This is a genomic window from Ottowia sp. VDI28, assembly GCF_049532675.1.
Classification (GTDB): domain Bacteria; phylum Pseudomonadota; class Gammaproteobacteria; order Burkholderiales; family Burkholderiaceae_C; genus Ottowia.
In genome coordinates, this window is sequence record NZ_CP149820.1 from 609,815 (window position 1) to 627,874 (window position 18,060).

The window sequence follows — 18,060 nt, forward strand, 5'->3', positions numbered from 1 at the left end:
GTCTTGGGCCTCAGGCCGCCGCGGATACCGGCGGGAAAAAGTGCACGCCATAGTCATCGGCCACCCGCACCACATCGGCGGGGCTGGACATGTTGTGAATGCGCCGGTAAAGATCCACCAGCCGTCCTGCTGGCGCTGCCCAGAACAGTGCGGTGACCGCCTTGCCCGAGTTGTTATAGAAGGCGTGCGGAAGACCGCGCGGCATGCGCACCAGATCCCCTGCCATGGCGGTCTGGCGGCGGCCGTCCAGGATCAGATCGATGCGGCCGTCGATGACGAAGATGTATTCGTCCTGCTCATGATGAACGTGGGGCGGAACGAAGGTTTCTTCCGGAAAGGTGGCATGCCAGGCGAAGCTGTCTTCGGTGATCTGCTTGGGGACGTAGATCTGCCCCAGGATGTTCCAGGACACGCCGTCCAGGCCGGATTGTGCGCGCGTGATGTCGGGGAATTCAGGCATGGTCTTGCTCCTGCTCCGGTGTGGATGAAAAGGTGAGCCGGTCCAGCGTGGGCTTGACCAGCGGGTTGGTGGCGGCGAAGCGCGGCTTGAAGCGGGCGCGGGCCTGGGCGAGGTCGTCTTCGTCCCAGTAGCCGATCAGGATGCCGCCCTCCGAAATGCGTTCCTGGACCTGAATGGACTCGATGGTGCCATCCGCCACGGTGGCCCGCTGGCGTGGCTGGCGCGCCCATTTGAAAAGCGCTTCATGCAGGCGGGCGCGCACGGTTGCATGCTCGGTCGCCTGGCTGGCGCCCAGGTCATGTAATTCCTGTGGATCGCTCTGCAGATCGAACAGCATCGGACGGAAGTTTTCAAACAGCACGTACTTCCAGCGACCGTCAAAGATCATGCGCATCCAGGCATCCCGGGGTTTCACCGCCAGCGCGATGCGCGAATCCTGGAAAGAGAAGTCGTATTCGCACACGACGTGCTGGCGCCATTCCGCTGGTTGCTGGCCGAACAGCAAAGGCCGCAAGGAGAGTCCGTCCAGGATGTGCGGCAGCGCCGTGCCGCCGTACACGTCGAGAAAAGTGGGCGCCAGATCGATCGCCTCCACCAACTGGCTACAGCGCGAACCCCTCGTGGCGTCGGCGCGCGGATCGGGGTCATGGATGATGAGCGGCGTGCGGATCACCGGTTCGTGAAACAAGTCCTTCTCGCCCAGCCAGTGATCGCCCAGATAGTCGCCATGGTCAGCGCAGAAAACGATCATGGTGCGATCGCTCACCCCTTGCTCGTCCAGAAAAGCGAACAGCTTGCCCAGTTCATCGTCGATCTGTTTGATGAGCGCCATGTAGCCGGGCATCACGGCCTCGCGCACGCCGGGCTCGGAGAAGGTCCTGGAAACGCGGTGCTCCATCATGGCGGCATACACCGGGTGCGGATCGTGCCGCTCCTCCTCGCTGCGCACCACGGGCAATGCATCGGCCGCGCTGTACATGCTGGCATAGGGCTCGGGCGCCAGATAAGGCCAGTGCGGCTTGATATAGGAAAGATGCAGTACCCAGGGCTGTGAACCCGCCTCGCGGATGAAATCCATGGCACGGCGGGTGATGTAGGGGGTCTCAGAGTGTTCGGCCGGAATGCGCGCGGCGCGGTTGGAATACTTCAGGAACCAGCCTGAGTGCAGCGTGCCGTCCTCATCCTCGGCCGAGTTGGCCCATTCTTCCCAGGGGTTATCGCCACCGAAACCCTGCGCGCGCAGGTAGTCGCTGTAGGCTGGGTCGGGATCGTGGCCGGAATAGGGGTGGATGCCGTCGTCGCGCTCATAGGGGTCGAAGCCGCATTCGGCGATGCGTACGCCCACCTGTGAGTGCGGATCGATCCCCATGCGCGACATGCCGGAGAGATCGGCGCGCATGTGCGTCTTGCCCACCAGAACCGATCGCACACCCAGCGGTCTCAGGTGATCACCCAGGGTCATCTCCCCGGCGCGGATCGGCACGAAGTTCCAGCTCGCGCCGTGGCAGTTCACGTAGCGGCCGGTGTAATAGCTCATGCGCGAGGGGCCGCACACCGGCGATTGCACGTAAGCCCGGTCGAACACCACTCCGCGCGCGGCCAGTGCATCCAGGTTTGGCGTATGCAGCTTTGGGTGGCCATAGCACGAGAGATGATCGGCCCGCAGCTGATCGCACATGATGAAGAGAATATTCTTGACTTGGCCCACGGCTTGTCTCCGGAAGATGGTTCCATCGTAGGCAGGATCCGGCGGCTATGGGCACGCTTTTGCGCATCTTGATAACCTAGGGCTATCACAGATCGAATACCGGATAGGAGTACCGCATGCGCATGCAACACCTGCAACTCATGCAAGCCATCGCCGAAACCGGCAGCCTGCGCGCCGCGGCGGATGTGATGCATGTATCGCAACCGGCATTGACCAAAGCGCTGCGCCAACTGGAGGAGGAGTTGGGCACCACGCTGGTCACGCGTTCCCCGCGGGGCACGCGGCTGGCGCCCGCGGGGGAGTTGCTGGCGGCGCGGGCTGCCGTGGCACTGCGCGAAATCGAGCGTGCCCGCCAGGAAGTGGCCTGGCACGTGGAAAGAACGCATGCCTCACTGGCGGTGGGCGTCTCGCCGGCCGCCGCCGCGCTGCTCGTGCCGGGCACGATGGCGCGTTTTACCGCACGCTGGCCGACGGTACACGTACGGCTGCTCGATACGCTTTACCCGCGTGCATTCAGCCAGTTGCGCGCGGGGGAGATCGATCTGGCGATCGGGCCTTTGCCAACCGATGGCGACCGTCACGACATTCGTGTGCAGCCGCTTTTTTCCAGCGCTTTGGTGGTCACGGCGCGCAAAGGCCATCGCTTGCAGGGCGCGCGCCGATTGGCTGCGCTGGCGCAGGCCTCCTGGGTGCTGACAGGGCCAGCCGGCGGGCCGGGTGATCCGGCGCAGCTGGGCTTGTGGCCAGCGGGGGCCGAGGCGCGTGCCACGCCACTGGTTTGTGAATCGTTTTCCACCTTGCTGGCGCTGGTGCGCACGCATGACTACCTGGCGGTCATGCCGCAGGGCTTCTTTTCATTCTTCGGGCCGCCCATGGGCCTGGTGCAACTGCCGATCCAGGATCCCCTGCCGGTGACACCGGTCTACATCATGTGGCGTGCCGACGTGCCTCTCACACTACCTGCGCAACGTCTTCTGGATGCCTTTGAACAGGAGGCCCGGCACGCCGGCATGCCCTGAGCGCCGCACCGAGCCATGCGCTGGCGGCGGGACTATGGGTGTGGCGCTGCCTTCTCGGCTGCTTCCGCGCAGGCGCGGCAAATGCAAGCCAGGCCGCGGGCCGGCCCGGGCACCCGGTCAAGCAAGGCTTGGGGAAAGCTGATGCTGGCTTGCATGCACCAGCAGGGCCCTTGGGGCTGCCCCGTGGCGCGTTCGATCTCCACGGCACACGCGTTGGGTGCGCCGCAGAGGGGGCAATGCGAAGGGTTGAGGGCTTCAGAACTCATGCGGTCAATCAGGTGGTATTCTGAAGCATAGGTGAAAGCAGATGGTGCGAACTTCAGGAGAACCCGACATGTCCCAGAACCAGCCCTTGACCGCTCCCCAACTGAAAGAGTTGAAGGATCTGCTGCTGGAGCGCCGCCGCGACTTCAAGTCGCAGATGGTGCAGAACCTTGCCAACCTGACGCCCTCCGAAAACACGGCGGGCAGTGTGTCGCAAAACGAAAACGCAAGCTTGGCCAACCAGACGCGCGAGGTGGATGCGGCCCTTACGTCCCTTGACGAGTTGGAGTTGGCGCGCATCGACCGCGCGCTCGACGCCATGGAGGAGGGTAGCTACGGCCGGTGCGATGAATGCGGATGCCACATTCCTTTCGAGCGCCTGAGGATCGAGCCCATGACGCAGCATTGCGTGGCCTGCAAATCCAAGTGGGAGAAGGAGAGCAACCCCCTGAGGCGCTAACGCGCCTTCCCCTCTCTCTTCGGGCGGGGGGTGCAGCCAGCGGCCCGGCGAAGCCAGTTCCGCGGCTACCACCCCAAGCCCGCTCCGTGGTGGCGGATCAGGCGGTCATGCAACCTGCGCCCTGACGGGGATCAGCCTTTTGCCAAGGCTTTCTTCACCTTCTGCCGCGCTGCATGCAGCAGGGGCTCGGTATAGCCGCTGGGCTGTTCCACCCCCTTGAACACCAGATCGCACGCGGCCTTGAAGGCGATGGATTTCTTGAAGTTGCCGTGCATGGGGATGTAGGCTCGGTCGCCAGCGTTCTGCTGGTCCACCAGGGCCGCCATGCGCTCCAGAGTGGCCTGCACCTGGCGCTTGGTCACCACGCCGTGCAGCAGCCAGTTGGCCATGTGCTGGCTGGAGATGCGCAGGGTGGCGCGGTCTTCCATCAGGCCCACGTTGTGGATGTCGGGCACCTTGGAGCAGCCCACGCCCTGGTCCACCCAGCGCACCACGTAGCCCAGAATACCCTGGGCGTTGTTGTCCAGCTCCTGCTGGCGTTCCTCGGGCGTCCACTTGGCTTCGGGCACCACGGGAATGGTCAGCAGGCCCGTCAGCAGTTCGTCGCGCAGGGCGTTGATGTCCGCCTTGGCCAGTTCGTTTTCAAGTTGCTTTTGCACATCGCTGACCAGCAACTGGTGGTAGTGCATGGCGTGCAGTGTGGCGCCGGTGGGGTTGGGTACCCAGGCGGTGTTGGCGCCGGCCTTGGGATGGCCGATCTTCTGCTTCATCATTTCGGCCATCAGATCGGGCGCGGCCCACATGCCCTTGCCGATCTGCGCCTTGCCGCGCAAGCCGCAGGCCAGGCCGACCAGCACGTTGTTGCGTTCGTAGGCCTGGATCCAGGTGCTGGTCTTCATGTCGCCCTTGCGGTAGGCAGGGCCGGCTTGCATGAAGCTGTGCATCTCGTCGCCGGTGCGGTCGAGGAAGCCCGTGTTGATGAACGCCACGCGCGCCTTGGCGGCGTCGATGCAGGCCTTCAGGTTGACGCTGGTGCGGCGCTCTTCATCCATGATGCCCAGCTTGACGGTGTTCTCGCCGAGGCCCAGCACTTTTTCCACGCGGCCGAACAGCTCGCTGGCAAAGGCCACTTCGGCGGGTCCGTGCATCTTGGGCTTGACGATGTAGACGCTGCCGGTACGCGAGTTGCGCAGGCCGTTCTCGCCCTGGCCCTGCAGGTCAACCATGGCAATGGCGGTGGTGATGGCCGCGTCCATGATGCCTTCCGGAATCTCCTTCCAGTCGCCTTCGGAGGTTTTCCACAGAATGGCCGGGTTGGTCATCAAATGGCCCACGTTGCGCACGAACATGAGCGAGCGGCCGTGCAGCGAGATCTCTTTCTTGCCGCCGGGCGCCGTATAGACGCGGTCAGGGTTCAGCCCGCGCGTCGTGGTCTTGCCGTCCTTCTGGAACGACTCGGTCAGCGTGCCGCGCAGAATGCCCAGCCAATTGCGGTAGCCGAGTACCTTGTCCGCGGCGTCGACGGCAGCCACGGAGTCTTCCAGGTCGAGAATGGTCGAGACGGCGGCTTCCACCACCAGGTCGCTCACGCCGGCCGGGTCATTCTTGCCGATGGGCGATTTGGGGTCGATGCGGATATCCAGGTGCAGGCCGTTGTGCTCCAGCAGGATGGAAGAGGGCGCCTTGGCCTCGCCTTGATAGCCCTTGAACTGGCCGTTGTCGGCCAGCTTGCTGCTCTTGCCGCCCTTGAGCTTGACCACCAGCTCACCGTCTTTCACCACGTAGCCGATGGCGTCGATATGAGAGCCGCGCTTGAGCGGTGCAGTCCGGTCCAGCACATGGCGTGCCCATTCGATGACCTTGGCGCCGCGGCGGGCGTTGTATTTCTTGCCTTTTTCCAGCCCCTTGGTTTCGGGGATCACGTCGGTGCCGTACAACGCGTCGTACAGGCTGCCCCAGCGTGCGTTGGCCGCATTGAGGGCGTAGCGGGCGTTCAGGATGGGCACCACCAGTTGAGGGCCTGCCTGCAAGGCCAGTTCCTTGTCCACGTTGGTGGTGGTGATCTGCACCTTTTCGGGGGCCGGCACCAGATAGCCGATGCCTTCCAGGAAAGCGCGGTAAGCGCGCATGTCCTTGATGGGGCCGGGATTGGCATGGTGCCAGGTGTCCAGCTCCTTCTGCAAGCGGTCGCGTTCGGCCAGCAGCGCCTGATTCTTCGGCGCCAGCTCGGTCACGATGGCTGAAAAGCCTTGCCAGAAATCGCCCTGATCGACGCCTACGACGGGCAGGACCTCCCGATTGACGAAATCGTAGAGCTCGGTGGCGACTTGCAGGTCGTGGGTCTTGGTGCGTTTGGTCATGTGGATGGAGCTGAAAAGTAAAAATCTCCCTCACCCGGAGGGAAAGGGAGTTGATTAAATATATTCGATTTGTTTTCGGTATAAAAGAAACCAAAAATAGAAAAACATTTGACTAAAACGCAAAGATAAATCTGTTACTCATTCGGTATTCTCATCCGCACCCGCATAATTTCGCAGCATGGACAAGCTCAAGGCTTTCGAGACTTTTGCCTCTGTGGCCACACGCGGCAGCTTGAGCGCTGCGGCGCGCGCCGAGGGCGTGGCGCCGGCGGTGGTGAGCCGGCGGCTCGACGCGCTGGAAGAGAACCTGGGCGTGAAACTGCTCGTGCGCACTACGCGGCGTATCGCCCTCACGCATGAGGGCGCGGCGTTCCTGGACGACTGCCAGCGCATTCTTGCCGAGGTGGCCGGCGCGGAGGCCAGTGTGTCGGCGGGCGGCCTGCAGGCCAGCGGACACTTGCGCATCACGGCCCCAGGGGGCTTTGGGCGCAGGCATGTGGCGCCACTGGTGCCGGTCTTTTACGCCGAACACCCGCGCCTTCGCATCTCGCTGAACCTGTCCGATCGCGTGATCGACCTGGCCAGCGAAGGCTACGACTGTGCTGTACGGGTAGGCGATCTGCCGGATTCATCGCTCATCAGCGTGCGCCTGGCGGACAACCGGCGCCTGTGCGTGGCGACACCCGGATACCTGCGGAGCCACGGTACTCCGAGGCACCCTCGCGAGCTGGCGCAGCACGATTGCCTGGTTCTCTCCAGCGATGCCTCTCAAACGCGTGGTTGGGCTTTCAGCGAAGAGGGTGAGGTCACTCACCTGCGCCCCGGCGGCCCGCTGGATTGCTCCGACGGCCAGGTCTTGCACGACTGGTGCCTGGCAGGGCATGGCATTGCCTGGCGCAGCATCTGGGAGGTGGAGCAGGAGATCGCTGCGGGCCTGCTGGTGCCCGTGCTGGAAGATTTTGCCGCGCCGCCCAATGGCATCTATGCCATCTTGCCCCATCCCACCAAGCATCTGCCATTGCGTGTGCGCCTGTGGGTGGATTTCCTGAAAGCGCGCTATGGCGACCCCGCCTTCTGGCGCGGGTAGCATTCGTCCCATGACTGAAGCTTGGCTTGCCTTTTTCCACATCAGCGCTTTTCTCGCCTGGATCGTGTTTGCCTCCAGCCAGGCGGCCCTGTGCCGTGCCGAGTGGCTCAATGCCGCCATCGTCGGGCGGCTGGCGCGGCTCGACAGGATCCTGTGGATCGCCACAGCCGCGGTGCTGTGCACGGGACTGGCTCGGATCTTCTGGGGGGCCAAGGGGGCCGCGTGGTACTGGAGCAACCCGCTTTTGCACCTGAAATTAACGCTTTTCGTGGTGGCTGTGGTGCTCATGCTCGGCCCCACGCGGCGGATCGCTCGCTGGCGGAGCGCGCTCGAGGCTGATGGGTCGCTGCCGCCCGAAGGCGAAGTGCGCGGCGTGCGGCGTCTGGTGATGATCGAGACCCACCTGGTGGCCGTGATTCCGCTGGCGGCCGTATTCCTGGCGCGTGGTTTCGGGTAACAGGTACATGGCGGGATGGCCCGCCTTGAGAGCCTTGAGATCATGGGCGCATGATGACGGTGCTGTTTTCAGGCTGACTTGGCAGTACAGGCATCGCCCGCTTTCACAACTTGGCACAATCTCTTCTTTTGTGTAAAGAGCTTCAGAAGATGACCGTTGCCGATGCCAAGGCACGCCCACTACCTGCCGGCGACGAGGCATTGGTACTGAATGAATCGCGCCTGCCATTGCTGCTCGGGCTTTATGCCGCCGCCTGGCTGTTGCTGCTCGCGTGGTGCGCCCGCACGCCGCCGTTCGATGACATCGAGCAACTGGTGTGGGTGCACTCGCTGGAGTGGGGCTATTTCAAACACCCGCCGCTGCCCACCTGGATCCTGGCCGGCGCATCGCTGATCGCCCCGCAAGGGCCTCCGCTGACCTATGTTCTCGGCGCTTTCAGCATTCTCGGCGCGCACGCGATCTTCTGGTATGTGCTCCGCGCGGTGCATGGCCGGCGCATTGCGACCGTGCTGCTGCTGGCATCGCTGTGCATCACCCTCTACAACCAGCGGCTTCACTACTTCAACCACAACGTCGTCATGATGCCGGCCATCGCGGTATGCGTGGCCATGACCTGGCGGTTGACGCTGCGCCACAGTTGGGGCGCCTGGGCTGCCATCGGAGTGGCCATGGGACTGGGCATGCTCACCAAGTACCAGGTGGCGCTGGCCGGGATCTGTATCGGCCTGTGGTGGCTGCGCATGCGCTGGTGGCGTGAACCGGCGCATGTCAAGGGCCTGCTGCTGGCGGTGCTGATCGCCTGCATGATCTTCCTGCCGCATGTGTTGTGGCTGATTCACCACGATTGGGCGCCGCTGCATTACGCCGAGAAAACCTCGTTGGGCATTGGTTTGTCGCCCGCTGAGCGAGTGCGCGCTTCGGTGGAATGGCTGGCCGATTGGCTGCTCAACCGTTCCATGCCCGCCTGGATGGTGGTTGGCGCCACGTTGGCCTGGGCTTCTCGCCGGGCGAAGGCTTCGGGGGCGGAGCCGGTTCTCCCTGAGCCCGCGCCCGAGGTGCCTGCCGTCTGGCGGGAATTCTGGCTGTTGTGGGGCTTTGTGCCGATGCTGCTGATGATGGGCCTGGGCCTGGGCCTGGGGATGGGTGTGGAGCTGCAAAAGCATTGGGGGACGGCCTTCATGCTCTGGACGCTTCCGGCCATGCTTGCATTGAAGCCAAAGACCTTCACGTTCCTGGGCACGTCTGCCGCCCAGCGGGCCGCATGGGTCGCGTTCTGCGTGATACAGGGGCTGACCCTGGTTCAGTTCTGGGCCACTTCGCCCAAAGGCTTGTCATCACTGAATACCGGCCACTGGCAGTATTTTCCCAGCCAGGAGTTGGCTGATCAGTTGGCGCCCAAGGCGCGTGCGGCGCTGGGCGGTCCGATCGACATCATCAGCGGCAGATCCGCCATCGCGGGCGCGCTTTCCTTGCGCATGCCGGAGCATCCCAAGGTGCTGATCAATGGCGATCCGAGTACCAGCCCCTGGATTTCGGCCGAGGAGCTCAAGAACGCCCGCATCATCGAGGTGTTCCCGGCAGAGGAGCTGCCGCCGGGCGCGCAATGGGCCTGGCCGGGTTGGGCCTGGCGGCTGGGGTGGTCGCCGTTGTCGCGATTGCAGCCACAGGATGTGCGCTCACCTCAATCGGAGCCTGCTCATGGCGACCACTGAGGGAGGGCGGCGCGTGGTCCTGTGCGCCGACGACTATGGCATGAGCGCGGGCGTCTCCGAAGCCGTGCTGCGGCTGGCGGGCCAGCAAAGGCTGAGCGCGACCAGCGCCATGGTGCTGTCACCTCGCTGGCATGAGGATGCGCGGCGGCTTGCCGAATGGCGTGGCGTGCTGGATGTCGGTCTGCACTTGGATTGGACGAGTGATTTCGCGCAAGCGGCCGGCCACGGTCTCCGCTTGGGGGCGGCCATGCGGCGAGCGATGTTCGGCGGTTTCGACCAGGCGGCAGCGCGTGTGGAAATCGAGCGCCAGCTGGATGCCTTCGAGGCTGCCTGGCAAGCGCCGCCCGACCATATCGACGGCCATCAGCACATCCAGCAGTTTGCCGGCATCCGCCAGGCGTTGATTCAGGTTGCCACGCGCCGGTATGGCGCCCGGCTGCCCTGGATGCGCGTATCGCGGCCGGCGGCCCGGCGGCTTGATGTCAAAGGAAAGATCATCGCCGCCATGGGCGCAGATGCGCTCACGAGCCTGGCCGCGCGAGAGGGCGTGCCCACCAGTGCCGTGCTGAGCGGTATCTATGGTTTTGAGGCGGAAGAGGACGTGTACGCGCGGCACGTGGCCCGTTGGCTGGCCGAAGCGCCTGACGGCGCTGTGCTGATGTGCCACCCTTCCGCGCAGCCCGACGCCGGCGACGAGATCAGCCCGGCACGCGTACGCGAAATGGCCTTCCTGCAAGGCCCGGCATTTGCGGATCTGCTCCGCTCCGAGGCTGTCCGGTTGGTACGGGGTTCCGAGCTCTATCAGCGCTAGGAAAGATCACCACCAGCGGCGTCTCTTCCTGGGACCGCCGAGCTCCAGCTCGGCATTCGTTTCCCCGTACGCGCGGCGGTTGAGTCACGCGTCCGTTGGCCCTTCAGCCGCCGAATAGGCCTTTGCGGCGTCCAGCCCTTGCCCCACCCGAGCCGCCACCAGATAGTTCGGCCGCTGCTTGACTTCATCGTAGATCCGGGCCACGTACTCCGCCAGCAGGCCGATGGAGACCAGTTGCACGCCGCTCAGCAGCATCATGCCGACCACCAGCGTGGCATAGCCGGGCACATTGATGCCCCACCAGAAATATTCGATCACCACCCAGCCGCCGTAGCCCAAGGCCAATACCGACAGCAGCAGGCCCAGCAGGCCCACCACGCGCAGCGGCGCCGAGGAAAACGCCAGCAGGCCGGTCACGCCCAGGCGGAAGGCGCCGCGCAAGCCGAAGCTGCTTTCGCCGCCTTCGCGCTCCAGGGGCTCGTAGTTGATGGCCGTAGCCGGGAAGCCGACCCAGGCATACAGGCCTTTCATGAAGCGATGGCGCTCCGGCAGGGCGTTGAGCGCAGCCACCACCTGCCGGTCCAGCAGACGGAAATCGCCGGCGCCAGCGAGGATCTGCACCTGATTGCCCAGATTGACCAGCTTGTAGAACATGCCCACGAGCCGCTTGTGCAGGGCCGATTGGTCTTCGCGTGATTGCCGAACGGCATAGACCACGTCGCTGCCCTGCCGCCATTTTTCCAGCATCTCGGGCAGCAGGGACTCCGGATGCTGGCCGTCCGCATCCATCATGACCACGACGTCTCCGTGGGCCGCTTCCAGCCCTGCTGTCAGGGCTGACTCCTTGCCGAAATTGCGCGACAGATCCAGCAGGCGCACCTCGGGATGCGCTTGGCACAGGCGGCGCGCCACGGCACCGGTGTCGTCCCGGCTGCCATCGTTGACGATGATGATCTCCACCTGGGGCGACAGCGCGGCCAGCGCGGCCAGCACCCGCTCCACCACGGCCGTCAGGCCCATGGATTCGTTGTAGGCAGGCATCACGCAGGAAATACTGGGTGTGCTTTGGCTTCTATCAGGCATGGGGCAGCATCATGCCAAAGCCTGCGGGCTTTTGGGGGAAGGCAACGCTTTAAAATCAGCAAATGCCATCCGTCAAGAAGGAATTGCTCGCCGCCCTGGCGGACGAGCTCGACAAGCTGCAGCCGGGCGCGGGCGCCCAGGCTGCATTCGACTCACCCAAGCAGGCCGCGCACGGCGATCTGGCCTGCAATGCGGCCATGCAACTGGCCAAGCCACTGAAAATGAACCCGCGCGCGCTGGGCGAACAGCTCAAGGCCGCGCTCGGAGCTACGCCTGCGTTCACGCGCTGGGTCGGCGCCATCGACATCGCGGGGCCCGGCTTTCTGAACCTGCGCCTTACGCCCGCCGCCAAACAGCAGGTGGTGCGCGAAGTGCTGCAGGAAAAAGGGGAGTACGGCAAGAAACCCCTTGGGGAAGACCGCGTGCTCGTCGAGTTCGTCTCGGCCAACCCCACCGGCCCGCTGCATGTCGGCCATGGGCGGCAGGCGGCCTTGGGCGACGCCATCTGCAACCTGCTGGCAACGCAGGGTCAGCGCGTGCACCGGGAGTTTTATTACAACGACGCCGGCGTGCAGATCGAAACGCTGGCCAACTCCACACAGCTGCGCGCGCGCGGCTTCAAACCCGGCGATGCCGAATGGCCCGAAGCCGCTTACAACGGCGACTACATTGCCGACATTGCCGCCGATTTCCTGGCCGGCAAGACCGTTCAGGCCGACGACCGCAGCTTCACCGCCAGCGGCAAGGCCGATGACCTCGACGGCATCCGCCAGTTCGCTGTCGCCTACCTGCGCCACGAGCAGGACAAGGATCTGCAGGCTTTCCGCCTCAAATTCGACGAGTACTACCTGGAATCGAGCCTCTATACCAGTGGCCGGGTCGAGGCGACTCGTCAAGCGTCTGATCGACGCTGGCAAGACCTACGAGCAGGACGGCGCCCTGTGGCTGAAGACCACGGACTACGGCGACGACAAAGACCGCGTCATGCGCAAGACCGACGGCGGCTACACCTATTTCGTGCCCGATGTCGCCTATCACATCACCAAATGGGAGCGCGGCTACCACAAGGTCGTGAACATTCAGGGCACCGACCACCACGGCACTATCGCCCGTGTGCGGGCCGGCCTGCAGGCCGCGGGTGTCGGCATCCCGGCGGGCTACCCCGATTACGTGCTCCACACCATGGTGCGCGTGGTCAGGGGCGGCCAGGAAGTGAAGATCAGCAAGCGTGCCGGCAGCTATGTCACTCTGCGCGATCTGATCGAATGGACCAGCGCCGATGCCGTGCGCTTCTTCCTGCTTTCGCGCAAGCCCGACACCGAATACACCTTCGATGTCGATCTGGCGGTTTCCAAGAACAACGACAACCCGGTTTACTACGTGCAGTACGCCCACGCGCGCATCTGCTCGGTGCTCGAAGCCTGGGGCGGCGACACCGCCAGCCTGCTCGAAGCCGATCTGTCGCCGCTGGACACACCCGCTGCCCAGGCCCTGATGCTTCAGCTGGCCAGGTACCCTGACGTCCTGACGGCCGCTGCTCAGGATTTTGCGCCGCATGACATCACCTTCTACCTGCGTGAGCTGGCGGCCAGCTACCACAGCTACTACGATGCCGAACGCATCCTGGTGGATGACGAGGCGGTGAAAAAGGCGCGCCTTGCCTTGGTCGCCGCCACCGCCCAGGTGTTGCACAATGGCCTGTCGGTGCTGGGCGTGTCGGCCCCCGCCAAGATGTAATCATTCACAACATGAAATTGAACAAGCAATCTGGAGGTACCTTCCTGGGCGTGATCCTGGGGGTGATGGTGGGCTTGGCGGTAGCATTGGGCGTCGCCATCTACGTGGCCAAGGTGCCCGTGCCTTTCCTCAACAAGAATTCCTCCCGTACCAGCGGGCAGGATGCCGCCGAGGCCGAGAAAAACAAGGATTGGGATCCCAACGGCCTTCTGCGCGGCCGCAATGGTGCTGCGCCGGCCACCAGTGGCACTGTCGCGCCTGAGCCGGTGCCGCGAACCATCCCTGCGCCGGCTGAAGCGCCGGGGCCTGCCGTGGCGTTGCCCGCGCCCGCTGAGGTCAAGCCGCCCACGCGGCCCGCCGCGCAGGCGTCGGCACCCGCTCCCCGGGCCTCTTCGGCCACGGCGGCCCGCCAGCCTTCCGCTGATCCTCTGGGTGATCTGGTGGCTTCGCGGGCGGGCAGCAGCACGCCTTCAACGGCCTCCACGGCGCCAGATCCATTCGCCTACTTCGTGCAGGCCGGTGCTTTTCGCAATCCTGGTGAAGCCGAAGCCCAGCGGGCGCGCCTTTCGTTGATGGGCGTCGAATCCCGCGTGACCGAACGTGAGCAGGCCGGCCGCACGGTCTATCGTGTGCGCGTCGGTCCGTTTCAGAACAAGGACGCTGCCGACCGCGTGAAAGAGCGGCTGAGCGGCAACGGAATGGACGTGGCTTTGGTTAGAGTGCAGAAGTGACCCCCCTGAGGCGCTGGCGCGCCTTCCCCCCAGGGGGACGCAGCCAGCGGCCTGGCGAAGCCAGCTCCGCGGCTACTCACGTATGGCCTGCTCCGCGGCCTTCTGACTTGACTCCCTCACCCCAACCCTCTCCCGCCTGCGGGAGAGGGTTGGGGTGAGGGCGGCGGGGTTACCGCGGGTAAATGTCGTTTCTTCGGCGAAATTGGCTTAAAACATCAATAATCGAGCCTTGACTACCTCGGTTGCGGAACTCGCGGCCTGCTTGCCGGCTCTGACGGCCTGTTGATACTGGAGCTTGTTTTTTTATGAATCGTCGTGAATTTGCTTTAGGTGCCACTGCAGCGGCGCTTCCCGGGTTTCTGGCTTTGCCGGCGCATGCGCAACAAGGCAAGGGCTACGTGGAAATCAAGCCTGCGGCTCCGGTCGATGCGCCGGCCGGCCAAGTGGAGGTGATCGAGTTCTTCTCCTACGGCTGCGTGCATTGCATGCATTTCGAGCCTATTTTTGCCGCATGGAAGAAATCGGCTCCCAAGAATGTGGTGGTACGCCTCGAGCATGTGGGCTTCCAGAGCAGCTTCGAGCCGCTGCAGCGCATTTATTACGCCCTGGAGGCCGTCGGCGGGGTCGACAAGGTCCACGCCAAGGTGTTCGATGCCCTGCAGAACCAGCGCAAGCGCCTCGACAAGCCCGATGTCCTGTTCCCCTGGATGGCCGAGCAGGGTGTGGACCGCGCGAAGTTCGAGCAAGCCTACAAGTCTTTCGGCGTCGCCAGCAAAGTTCGCCGCGCCGTGCAACTGCAGGAAGCCTACAAGGTCGAAGGTACGCCAGCCCTGGGGATCGGCGGGCGCTACTACACCGACGGTTCCATGGCCGGTGGCTTCGAGCGCATGCTTCAGATCACCAATCAGTTGGTCAAAACCTGAAGCTCGGGGCGAAATGCCCTGGTTTTTGCCGCTTCATCAGCCCGCTTTTGAGCGGGCTTTTTTGTCTGCGGCTTAGAATGGAGCCGAGAATCGAAGCAAAAACCGTGCCTTCAATGAAATCACCTTTCCCACTGCGGGCCTTTGGCTGCGCTTTCGCGTTGCTGGCGGGCGTTCTGGCTGGGAGCCCCGCCTGGGCTGAGCGGGCGGACCGCGAGAAGCCCATGAACATCGAGTCCGACACGCTGCGCTACGAAGACCAGCAACAGCTCAGTACGTTCACCGGCCGCGTCGTGGCCACCAAAGGCACCATCGTGATGCGCGGCGCGCGTCTGGAGGTGCGGCAGGACGCGGCGGGCAATCAGTTCGGCGTGATGTATGCCGAGCCGGGCAAGCGGGCTTTCTTCCGCCAGAAGCGCGAAGGCCTGGACGAATACATCGAAGGCGAAGGCGACACCATCGAGTACGACAGCAAGGCCGACACCGTGCGCTTTATCCGCCGTGCCGAGATGCGGCGCCTGGCTGGCTCCACCATGCAGGATGAAGTCACGGGGGCGGTCATCGTCTACAACAACACCACCGAGGTCTACACCGTCGATGGCGCGGCGCGTTCCGCGGGTGCCACCCCTTCGAAGGGGGCTGGCGGACGTGTGCGGGCTATTCTGGCGCCGCGTGGTACACCTGCTCCAGCCTCCGGGGCGGAGTCCGCCGTGCCGCTGCGGCCTTCCACGGGGCCATCCCAGTGAGTGGGCAGGTGGAGCAGCCCGCCCCCGTCCTCAACGCCGCCGTCTCGCCGTCCCAGGCAGCGGCGCCCGGCTCCAGCCGTCTGGAGGTCCGAAGCCTGCGCAAGAACTATGGCGCGCGGCGCGTGGTGCATGATGTATCGCTCACGGTCCGCAATGGCGAGGTGGTGGGGCTGCTCGGCCCCAACGGCGCTGGCAAGACCACGTCGTTCTATATGATCGTCGGCCTGTTGCGCGCCGATGGCGGCCAGATCAGCATCGACGGCCAGCCGATCGAGCACATGCCGATCCACCGGCGTTCGCGGCTGGGCCTTTCCTATCTGCCACAGGAAGCCTCGATCTTCCGCAAGCTCACCGTCGCGGAAAATGTGCGGGCCGTGCTCGAATTGCAGCAGGACGAGAATGGCCACCCGCTGCCCAAGGCCGAAATCGAGCGCCGGTTGACGGAGTTGCTGGAGCAGCTTCACGTGAACGATTTGCGTGATTCGCCCGCGCCCTCGCTTTCCGGGGGCGAGCGCCGCCGCGTGGAGATCGCGCGAGCGCTGGCCACGCAGCCACGCTTCATTCTGCTGGATGAGCCCTTTGCCGGTATCGATCCTATTGCCGTCATCGAAATCCAGCGCATCATCGCCTTTCTCAAAGGGCGCGGCATTGGTGTGCTGATCACCGACCACAACGTGCGCGAGACACTGGGCATCTGCGACCATGCGGTCATCATCAGTGAAGGCCGTGTGCTGGCCGCAGGTACCCCCGAGGAGATCGTTGCCGATCCTGAAGTGCGGCGTGTGTACCTTGGCGAACACTTCCGGCTCTGAAGCGTGAACACGCTATTGAGTACACCGGCGCGGCGGTGACGGCATGAAACCCGGCCTTTCACTGCGCGTTTCCCAGCATCTTGCGCTCACGCCCCAGCTACAGCAGTCGATCCGGCTTTTGCAGCTGTCCACGCTGGAATTGGCCAGCGAAGTCGAGCAGATGCTGGACGACAATCCCTTTCTTGAGCGCGCAGAAGAAGACGCCGACCGCGAGGCATTCGGCCTTGCGCGCGCCGATACCCGCGTGAGCGAAGGCGACCGCGCCAGCGAACAGGGCGCGGAGGCTGGCACAGACGATTTCGGCGATACCGACGGGGCCAGGGGCGAGACCCTGGTCGCTGAAAGCTGGGACGGCGATGGCAGCGTGGAAACCCAGCCCGACGACGGTGAATGGGGAGGCGATGCGCCCGCCCGCCGTAACAATCTGGAAGATGACGACGAACTCGACCCCGGCGAGCGTGGTACGCCGCAGGAGTCTCTGACCGATCACCTGCACCGCCAGGCCTTGTCCCTGCGCCTGATGCCGGAGGATGCGGCGGCCGTGCGTTTCATGATCGAGTCGCTGAACGAGGATGGCTACCTCGAAGACACGCTCGCTGAACTGGCCGCGACCCTCCTTGATGAGAACGACGGCCAGGAGCAGATGGAAGAGTTGGTGCACCGCTTCACACTGGCACTCAGGCTCGTGCAATCACTGGAGCCCGCCGGCGTCGGCGCGCGCAACCTGGCTGAATGCCTCACGCTGCAGCTCAAGAGCCGCCAGAATGAGCGAGGGTTGGGCGCGCAGGAGCAGGCGCTTGTCGCCGCGGCGCTGCAGATTTGTACTCAGCACGGCGCCATGGACCTGTTGGCGCGGCGCGATGCACGGCGGCTTGCCCAGGCCACGGGTGAACCCGAAGACCTGGTGCGCGCTGCCATGGCCTATATTGGCCGGCTGGAACCCAAGCCGGGGCGGCGCTTTGCGGATGTCACGCGTAATGCCATTGTGCCGGATGTCATCGTCACCTGCAGCGGCCAGGGTGCGCAGCAGCGCTTTCGTGTGCAGCTCAACCCCGATGTGATGCCGCGTCTGCGCGTGCACGACATCTATGCCGGTGCCTTGCGCGGCGGTCGAGGCGGCGAGAACCACCAGGCGTTGGCGCAGCGCTTGCAGGAGGCCCGGTGGTTCATCAAGAACATCCAGCAGCGCTTCGACACCATCCTGCGCGTGTCACAGGCCATCGTCGAGCGGCAGAAGAATTTCTTTGTCCATGGCGAACTGGCCATGCGTCCCATGGTGCAGCGCGAGCTGGCCGACGAGCTGGGCGTGCATGAATCAACCATCAGCCGTGTAACGACCGCCAAATACATGGCCACGCCGCAGGGCACCTTCGAGCTGAAGCACTTCTTCGGCTCTGCGCTGGGGACGGAAGCCGGTGGCAATGCCTCCAGTACGGCGGTGAGGGCGCTCATCAAGCAATTCATCTCCGCCGAGGACACGAAGAAGCCGCTATCGGACAACCAGATCGCCGATATGCTCAAGGAGCAAGGCATCGATTGCGCCCGCCGAACGGTGGCCAAGTACCGCGAAGGGCTGCGCATTCCCGTGGCGAGCTTGCGCAAGCTGGCGTAACCCCTGGGACCGCCGAGCTCCAGCTCGGCAAGAGGGGTTTTGTACACGCTGCTGCCAGGCTGGAGCCCGGCGATCCCGGCG

16 protein-coding genes and 1 pseudogene are annotated in these 18,060 nt (G+C 64.3%); 12 read left to right on the forward strand and 5 right to left on the reverse strand.

Annotated features, from left to right (window positions below):
- Positions 1-10: 10 nt before the first annotated feature.
- Positions 11-460 (reverse strand): cupin domain-containing protein, encoded by a 450-nt coding sequence (locus WJU18_RS02770; protein WP_423458658.1) that lies wholly within the window; start codon positions 458-460, stop codon positions 11-13.
- Positions 453-2,168, reverse strand: coding sequence for a sulfatase-like hydrolase/transferase (locus WJU18_RS02775; RefSeq protein ID WP_423458659.1), 1,716 nt, complete (start codon positions 2,166-2,168; stop codon positions 453-455). Before WJU18_RS02775 ends, WJU18_RS02770 begins: the two co-directional genes overlap by 8 nt.
- 116 nt (positions 2,169-2,284) lie before the next feature.
- Here WJU18_RS02775 and WJU18_RS02780 point away from each other — a divergent pair, with 116 nt between their 5' ends.
- The gene (locus WJU18_RS02780; RefSeq protein ID WP_423458660.1) at positions 2,285-3,187 is read left to right on the forward strand and encodes a LysR family transcriptional regulator; all 903 of its coding nucleotides are present in this window, start codon (positions 2,285-2,287) and stop codon (positions 3,185-3,187) included.
- A 32-nt stretch (positions 3,188-3,219) separates the two neighbouring features.
- Here WJU18_RS02780 and WJU18_RS02785 read toward each other — a convergent pair whose 3' ends face one another.
- A complete protein-coding gene (locus tag WJU18_RS02785; RefSeq protein ID WP_423458661.1) occupies positions 3,220-3,453 on the reverse strand; it encodes a cysteine-rich CWC family protein in 234 nt (77 codons plus the stop codon).
- Between the two features lie 68 nt (positions 3,454-3,521).
- On the opposite strand from WJU18_RS02785, the gene WJU18_RS02790 reads away from it, so the two are divergent.
- Positions 3,522-3,911 (forward strand): TraR/DksA family transcriptional regulator, encoded by a 390-nt coding sequence (locus tag WJU18_RS02790; RefSeq protein WP_423458662.1) that lies wholly within the window; start codon positions 3,522-3,524, stop codon positions 3,909-3,911.
- Between the two features lie 131 nt (positions 3,912-4,042).
- Here the strand turns inward: WJU18_RS02790 and WJU18_RS02795 are convergent, their stop codons facing one another.
- Complete coding sequence (locus tag WJU18_RS02795; RefSeq protein ID WP_423458663.1) at positions 4,043-6,271, reverse strand: malate synthase G; 2,229 nt, start codon at positions 6,269-6,271, stop codon at positions 4,043-4,045.
- 178 nt (positions 6,272-6,449) lie between these two features.
- On the opposite strand from WJU18_RS02795, the gene WJU18_RS02800 reads away from it, so the two are divergent.
- The 4 genes from WJU18_RS02800 to WJU18_RS02815 all read left to right on the forward strand — a co-directional run bounded on the left by WJU18_RS02800 (position 6,450) and on the right by WJU18_RS02815 (position 10,338).
- Positions 6,450-7,358: a LysR family transcriptional regulator gene (locus tag WJU18_RS02800; protein WP_423458664.1), complete on the forward strand. Its 909-nt coding sequence runs from the start codon at positions 6,450-6,452 to the stop codon at positions 7,356-7,358.
- 10 nt (positions 7,359-7,368) lie between these two features.
- Positions 7,369-7,815 (forward strand): DUF2214 family protein, encoded by a 447-nt coding sequence (locus WJU18_RS02805; RefSeq protein ID WP_423458665.1) that lies wholly within the window; start codon positions 7,369-7,371, stop codon positions 7,813-7,815.
- A gap of 149 nt (positions 7,816-7,964) precedes the next feature.
- The gene (locus WJU18_RS02810; protein ID WP_423458666.1) at positions 7,965-9,527 is read left to right on the forward strand and encodes an ArnT family glycosyltransferase; all 1,563 of its coding nucleotides are present in this window, start codon (positions 7,965-7,967) and stop codon (positions 9,525-9,527) included.
- Positions 9,514-10,338, forward strand: coding sequence for a ChbG/HpnK family deacetylase (locus WJU18_RS02815; protein ID WP_423458667.1), 825 nt, complete (start codon positions 9,514-9,516; stop codon positions 10,336-10,338). Before WJU18_RS02810 ends, WJU18_RS02815 begins: the two co-directional genes overlap by 14 nt.
- An 84-nt stretch (positions 10,339-10,422) precedes the next feature.
- On the opposite strand, the gene WJU18_RS02820 is transcribed toward WJU18_RS02815, so the two are convergent.
- A complete protein-coding gene (locus WJU18_RS02820) occupies positions 10,423-11,421 on the reverse strand; it encodes a glycosyltransferase family 2 protein (protein ID WP_423458668.1) in 999 nt (332 codons plus the stop codon).
- Positions 11,422-11,483: 62 nt separating this feature from the next.
- On the opposite strand from WJU18_RS02820, the pseudogene argS reads away from it, so the two are divergent.
- The 6 genes and pseudogenes from argS to rpoN all read left to right on the forward strand — a co-directional run bounded on the left by argS (position 11,484) and on the right by rpoN (position 17,979).
- A pseudogene (gene argS, locus WJU18_RS02825) lies at positions 11,484-13,158 on the forward strand (arginine--tRNA ligase).
- An 11-nt stretch (positions 13,159-13,169) separates the two neighbouring features.
- The gene (locus tag WJU18_RS02830; protein WP_423458669.1) at positions 13,170-13,889 is read left to right on the forward strand and encodes an SPOR domain-containing protein; all 720 of its coding nucleotides are present in this window, start codon (positions 13,170-13,172) and stop codon (positions 13,887-13,889) included.
- Between the two features lie 305 nt (positions 13,890-14,194).
- Positions 14,195-14,812 (forward strand): thiol:disulfide interchange protein DsbA/DsbL, encoded by a 618-nt coding sequence (locus WJU18_RS02835; RefSeq protein ID WP_423458670.1) that lies wholly within the window; start codon positions 14,195-14,197, stop codon positions 14,810-14,812.
- A gap of 113 nt (positions 14,813-14,925) precedes the next feature.
- Positions 14,926-15,555, forward strand: coding sequence for a lipopolysaccharide transport periplasmic protein LptA (gene lptA / locus WJU18_RS02840; RefSeq protein ID WP_423458671.1), 630 nt, complete (start codon positions 14,926-14,928; stop codon positions 15,553-15,555).
- Between the two features lie 8 nt (positions 15,556-15,563).
- Positions 15,564-16,367: an LPS export ABC transporter ATP-binding protein gene (lptB, locus tag WJU18_RS02845; protein ID WP_423458672.1), complete on the forward strand. Its 804-nt coding sequence runs from the start codon at positions 15,564-15,566 to the stop codon at positions 16,365-16,367.
- Positions 16,368-16,410: 43 nt separating this feature from the next.
- On the forward strand, positions 16,411-17,979 hold the full coding sequence (gene rpoN, locus WJU18_RS02850) for an RNA polymerase factor sigma-54 (RefSeq protein ID WP_423458673.1): 1,569 nt from the start codon (positions 16,411-16,413) through the stop codon (positions 17,977-17,979).
- Positions 17,980-18,060 lie beyond the last annotated feature (81 nt).

What these genes read in the sequence shown, in the direction of transcription:
- WJU18_RS02835 (WP_423458670.1), top strand. Translation starts at nt 14,195, where the DNA reads ATGAATCGTCGTGAATTTGCTTTAGGTGCCACTGCAGCGGCGCTTCCC.
- WJU18_RS02790 (WP_423458662.1), top strand. Translation starts at nt 3,522, where the DNA reads ATGTCCCAGAACCAGCCCTTGACCGCTCCCCAACTGAAAGAGTTGAAG.
- rpoN (WP_423458673.1), top strand. Translation starts at nt 16,411, where the DNA reads ATGAAACCCGGCCTTTCACTGCGCGTTTCCCAGCATCTTGCGCTCACG.
- WJU18_RS02810 (WP_423458666.1), top strand. Translation starts at nt 7,965, where the DNA reads ATGACCGTTGCCGATGCCAAGGCACGCCCACTACCTGCCGGCGACGAG.
- WJU18_RS02780 (WP_423458660.1), top strand. Translation starts at nt 2,285, where the DNA reads ATGCGCATGCAACACCTGCAACTCATGCAAGCCATCGCCGAAACCGGC.
- WJU18_RS02830 (WP_423458669.1), top strand. Translation starts at nt 13,170, where the DNA reads ATGAAATTGAACAAGCAATCTGGAGGTACCTTCCTGGGCGTGATCCTG.
- WJU18_RS02800 (WP_423458664.1), top strand. Translation starts at nt 6,450, where the DNA reads ATGGACAAGCTCAAGGCTTTCGAGACTTTTGCCTCTGTGGCCACACGC.
- WJU18_RS02815 (WP_423458667.1), top strand. Translation starts at nt 9,514, where the DNA reads ATGGCGACCACTGAGGGAGGGCGGCGCGTGGTCCTGTGCGCCGACGAC.
- WJU18_RS02820 (WP_423458668.1), bottom strand. Translation starts at nt 11,421, where the DNA reads ATGCCTGATAGAAGCCAAAGCACACCCAGTATTTCCTGCGTGATGCCT.
- lptA (WP_423458671.1), top strand. Translation starts at nt 14,926, where the DNA reads ATGAAATCACCTTTCCCACTGCGGGCCTTTGGCTGCGCTTTCGCGTTG.
- WJU18_RS02805 (WP_423458665.1), top strand. Translation starts at nt 7,369, where the DNA reads ATGACTGAAGCTTGGCTTGCCTTTTTCCACATCAGCGCTTTTCTCGCC.
- WJU18_RS02770 (WP_423458658.1), bottom strand. Translation starts at nt 460, where the DNA reads ATGCCTGAATTCCCCGACATCACGCGCGCACAATCCGGCCTGGACGGC.
- WJU18_RS02795 (WP_423458663.1), bottom strand. Translation starts at nt 6,271, where the DNA reads ATGACCAAACGCACCAAGACCCACGACCTGCAAGTCGCCACCGAGCTC.
- WJU18_RS02785 (WP_423458661.1), bottom strand. Translation starts at nt 3,453, where the DNA reads ATGAGTTCTGAAGCCCTCAACCCTTCGCATTGCCCCCTCTGCGGCGCA.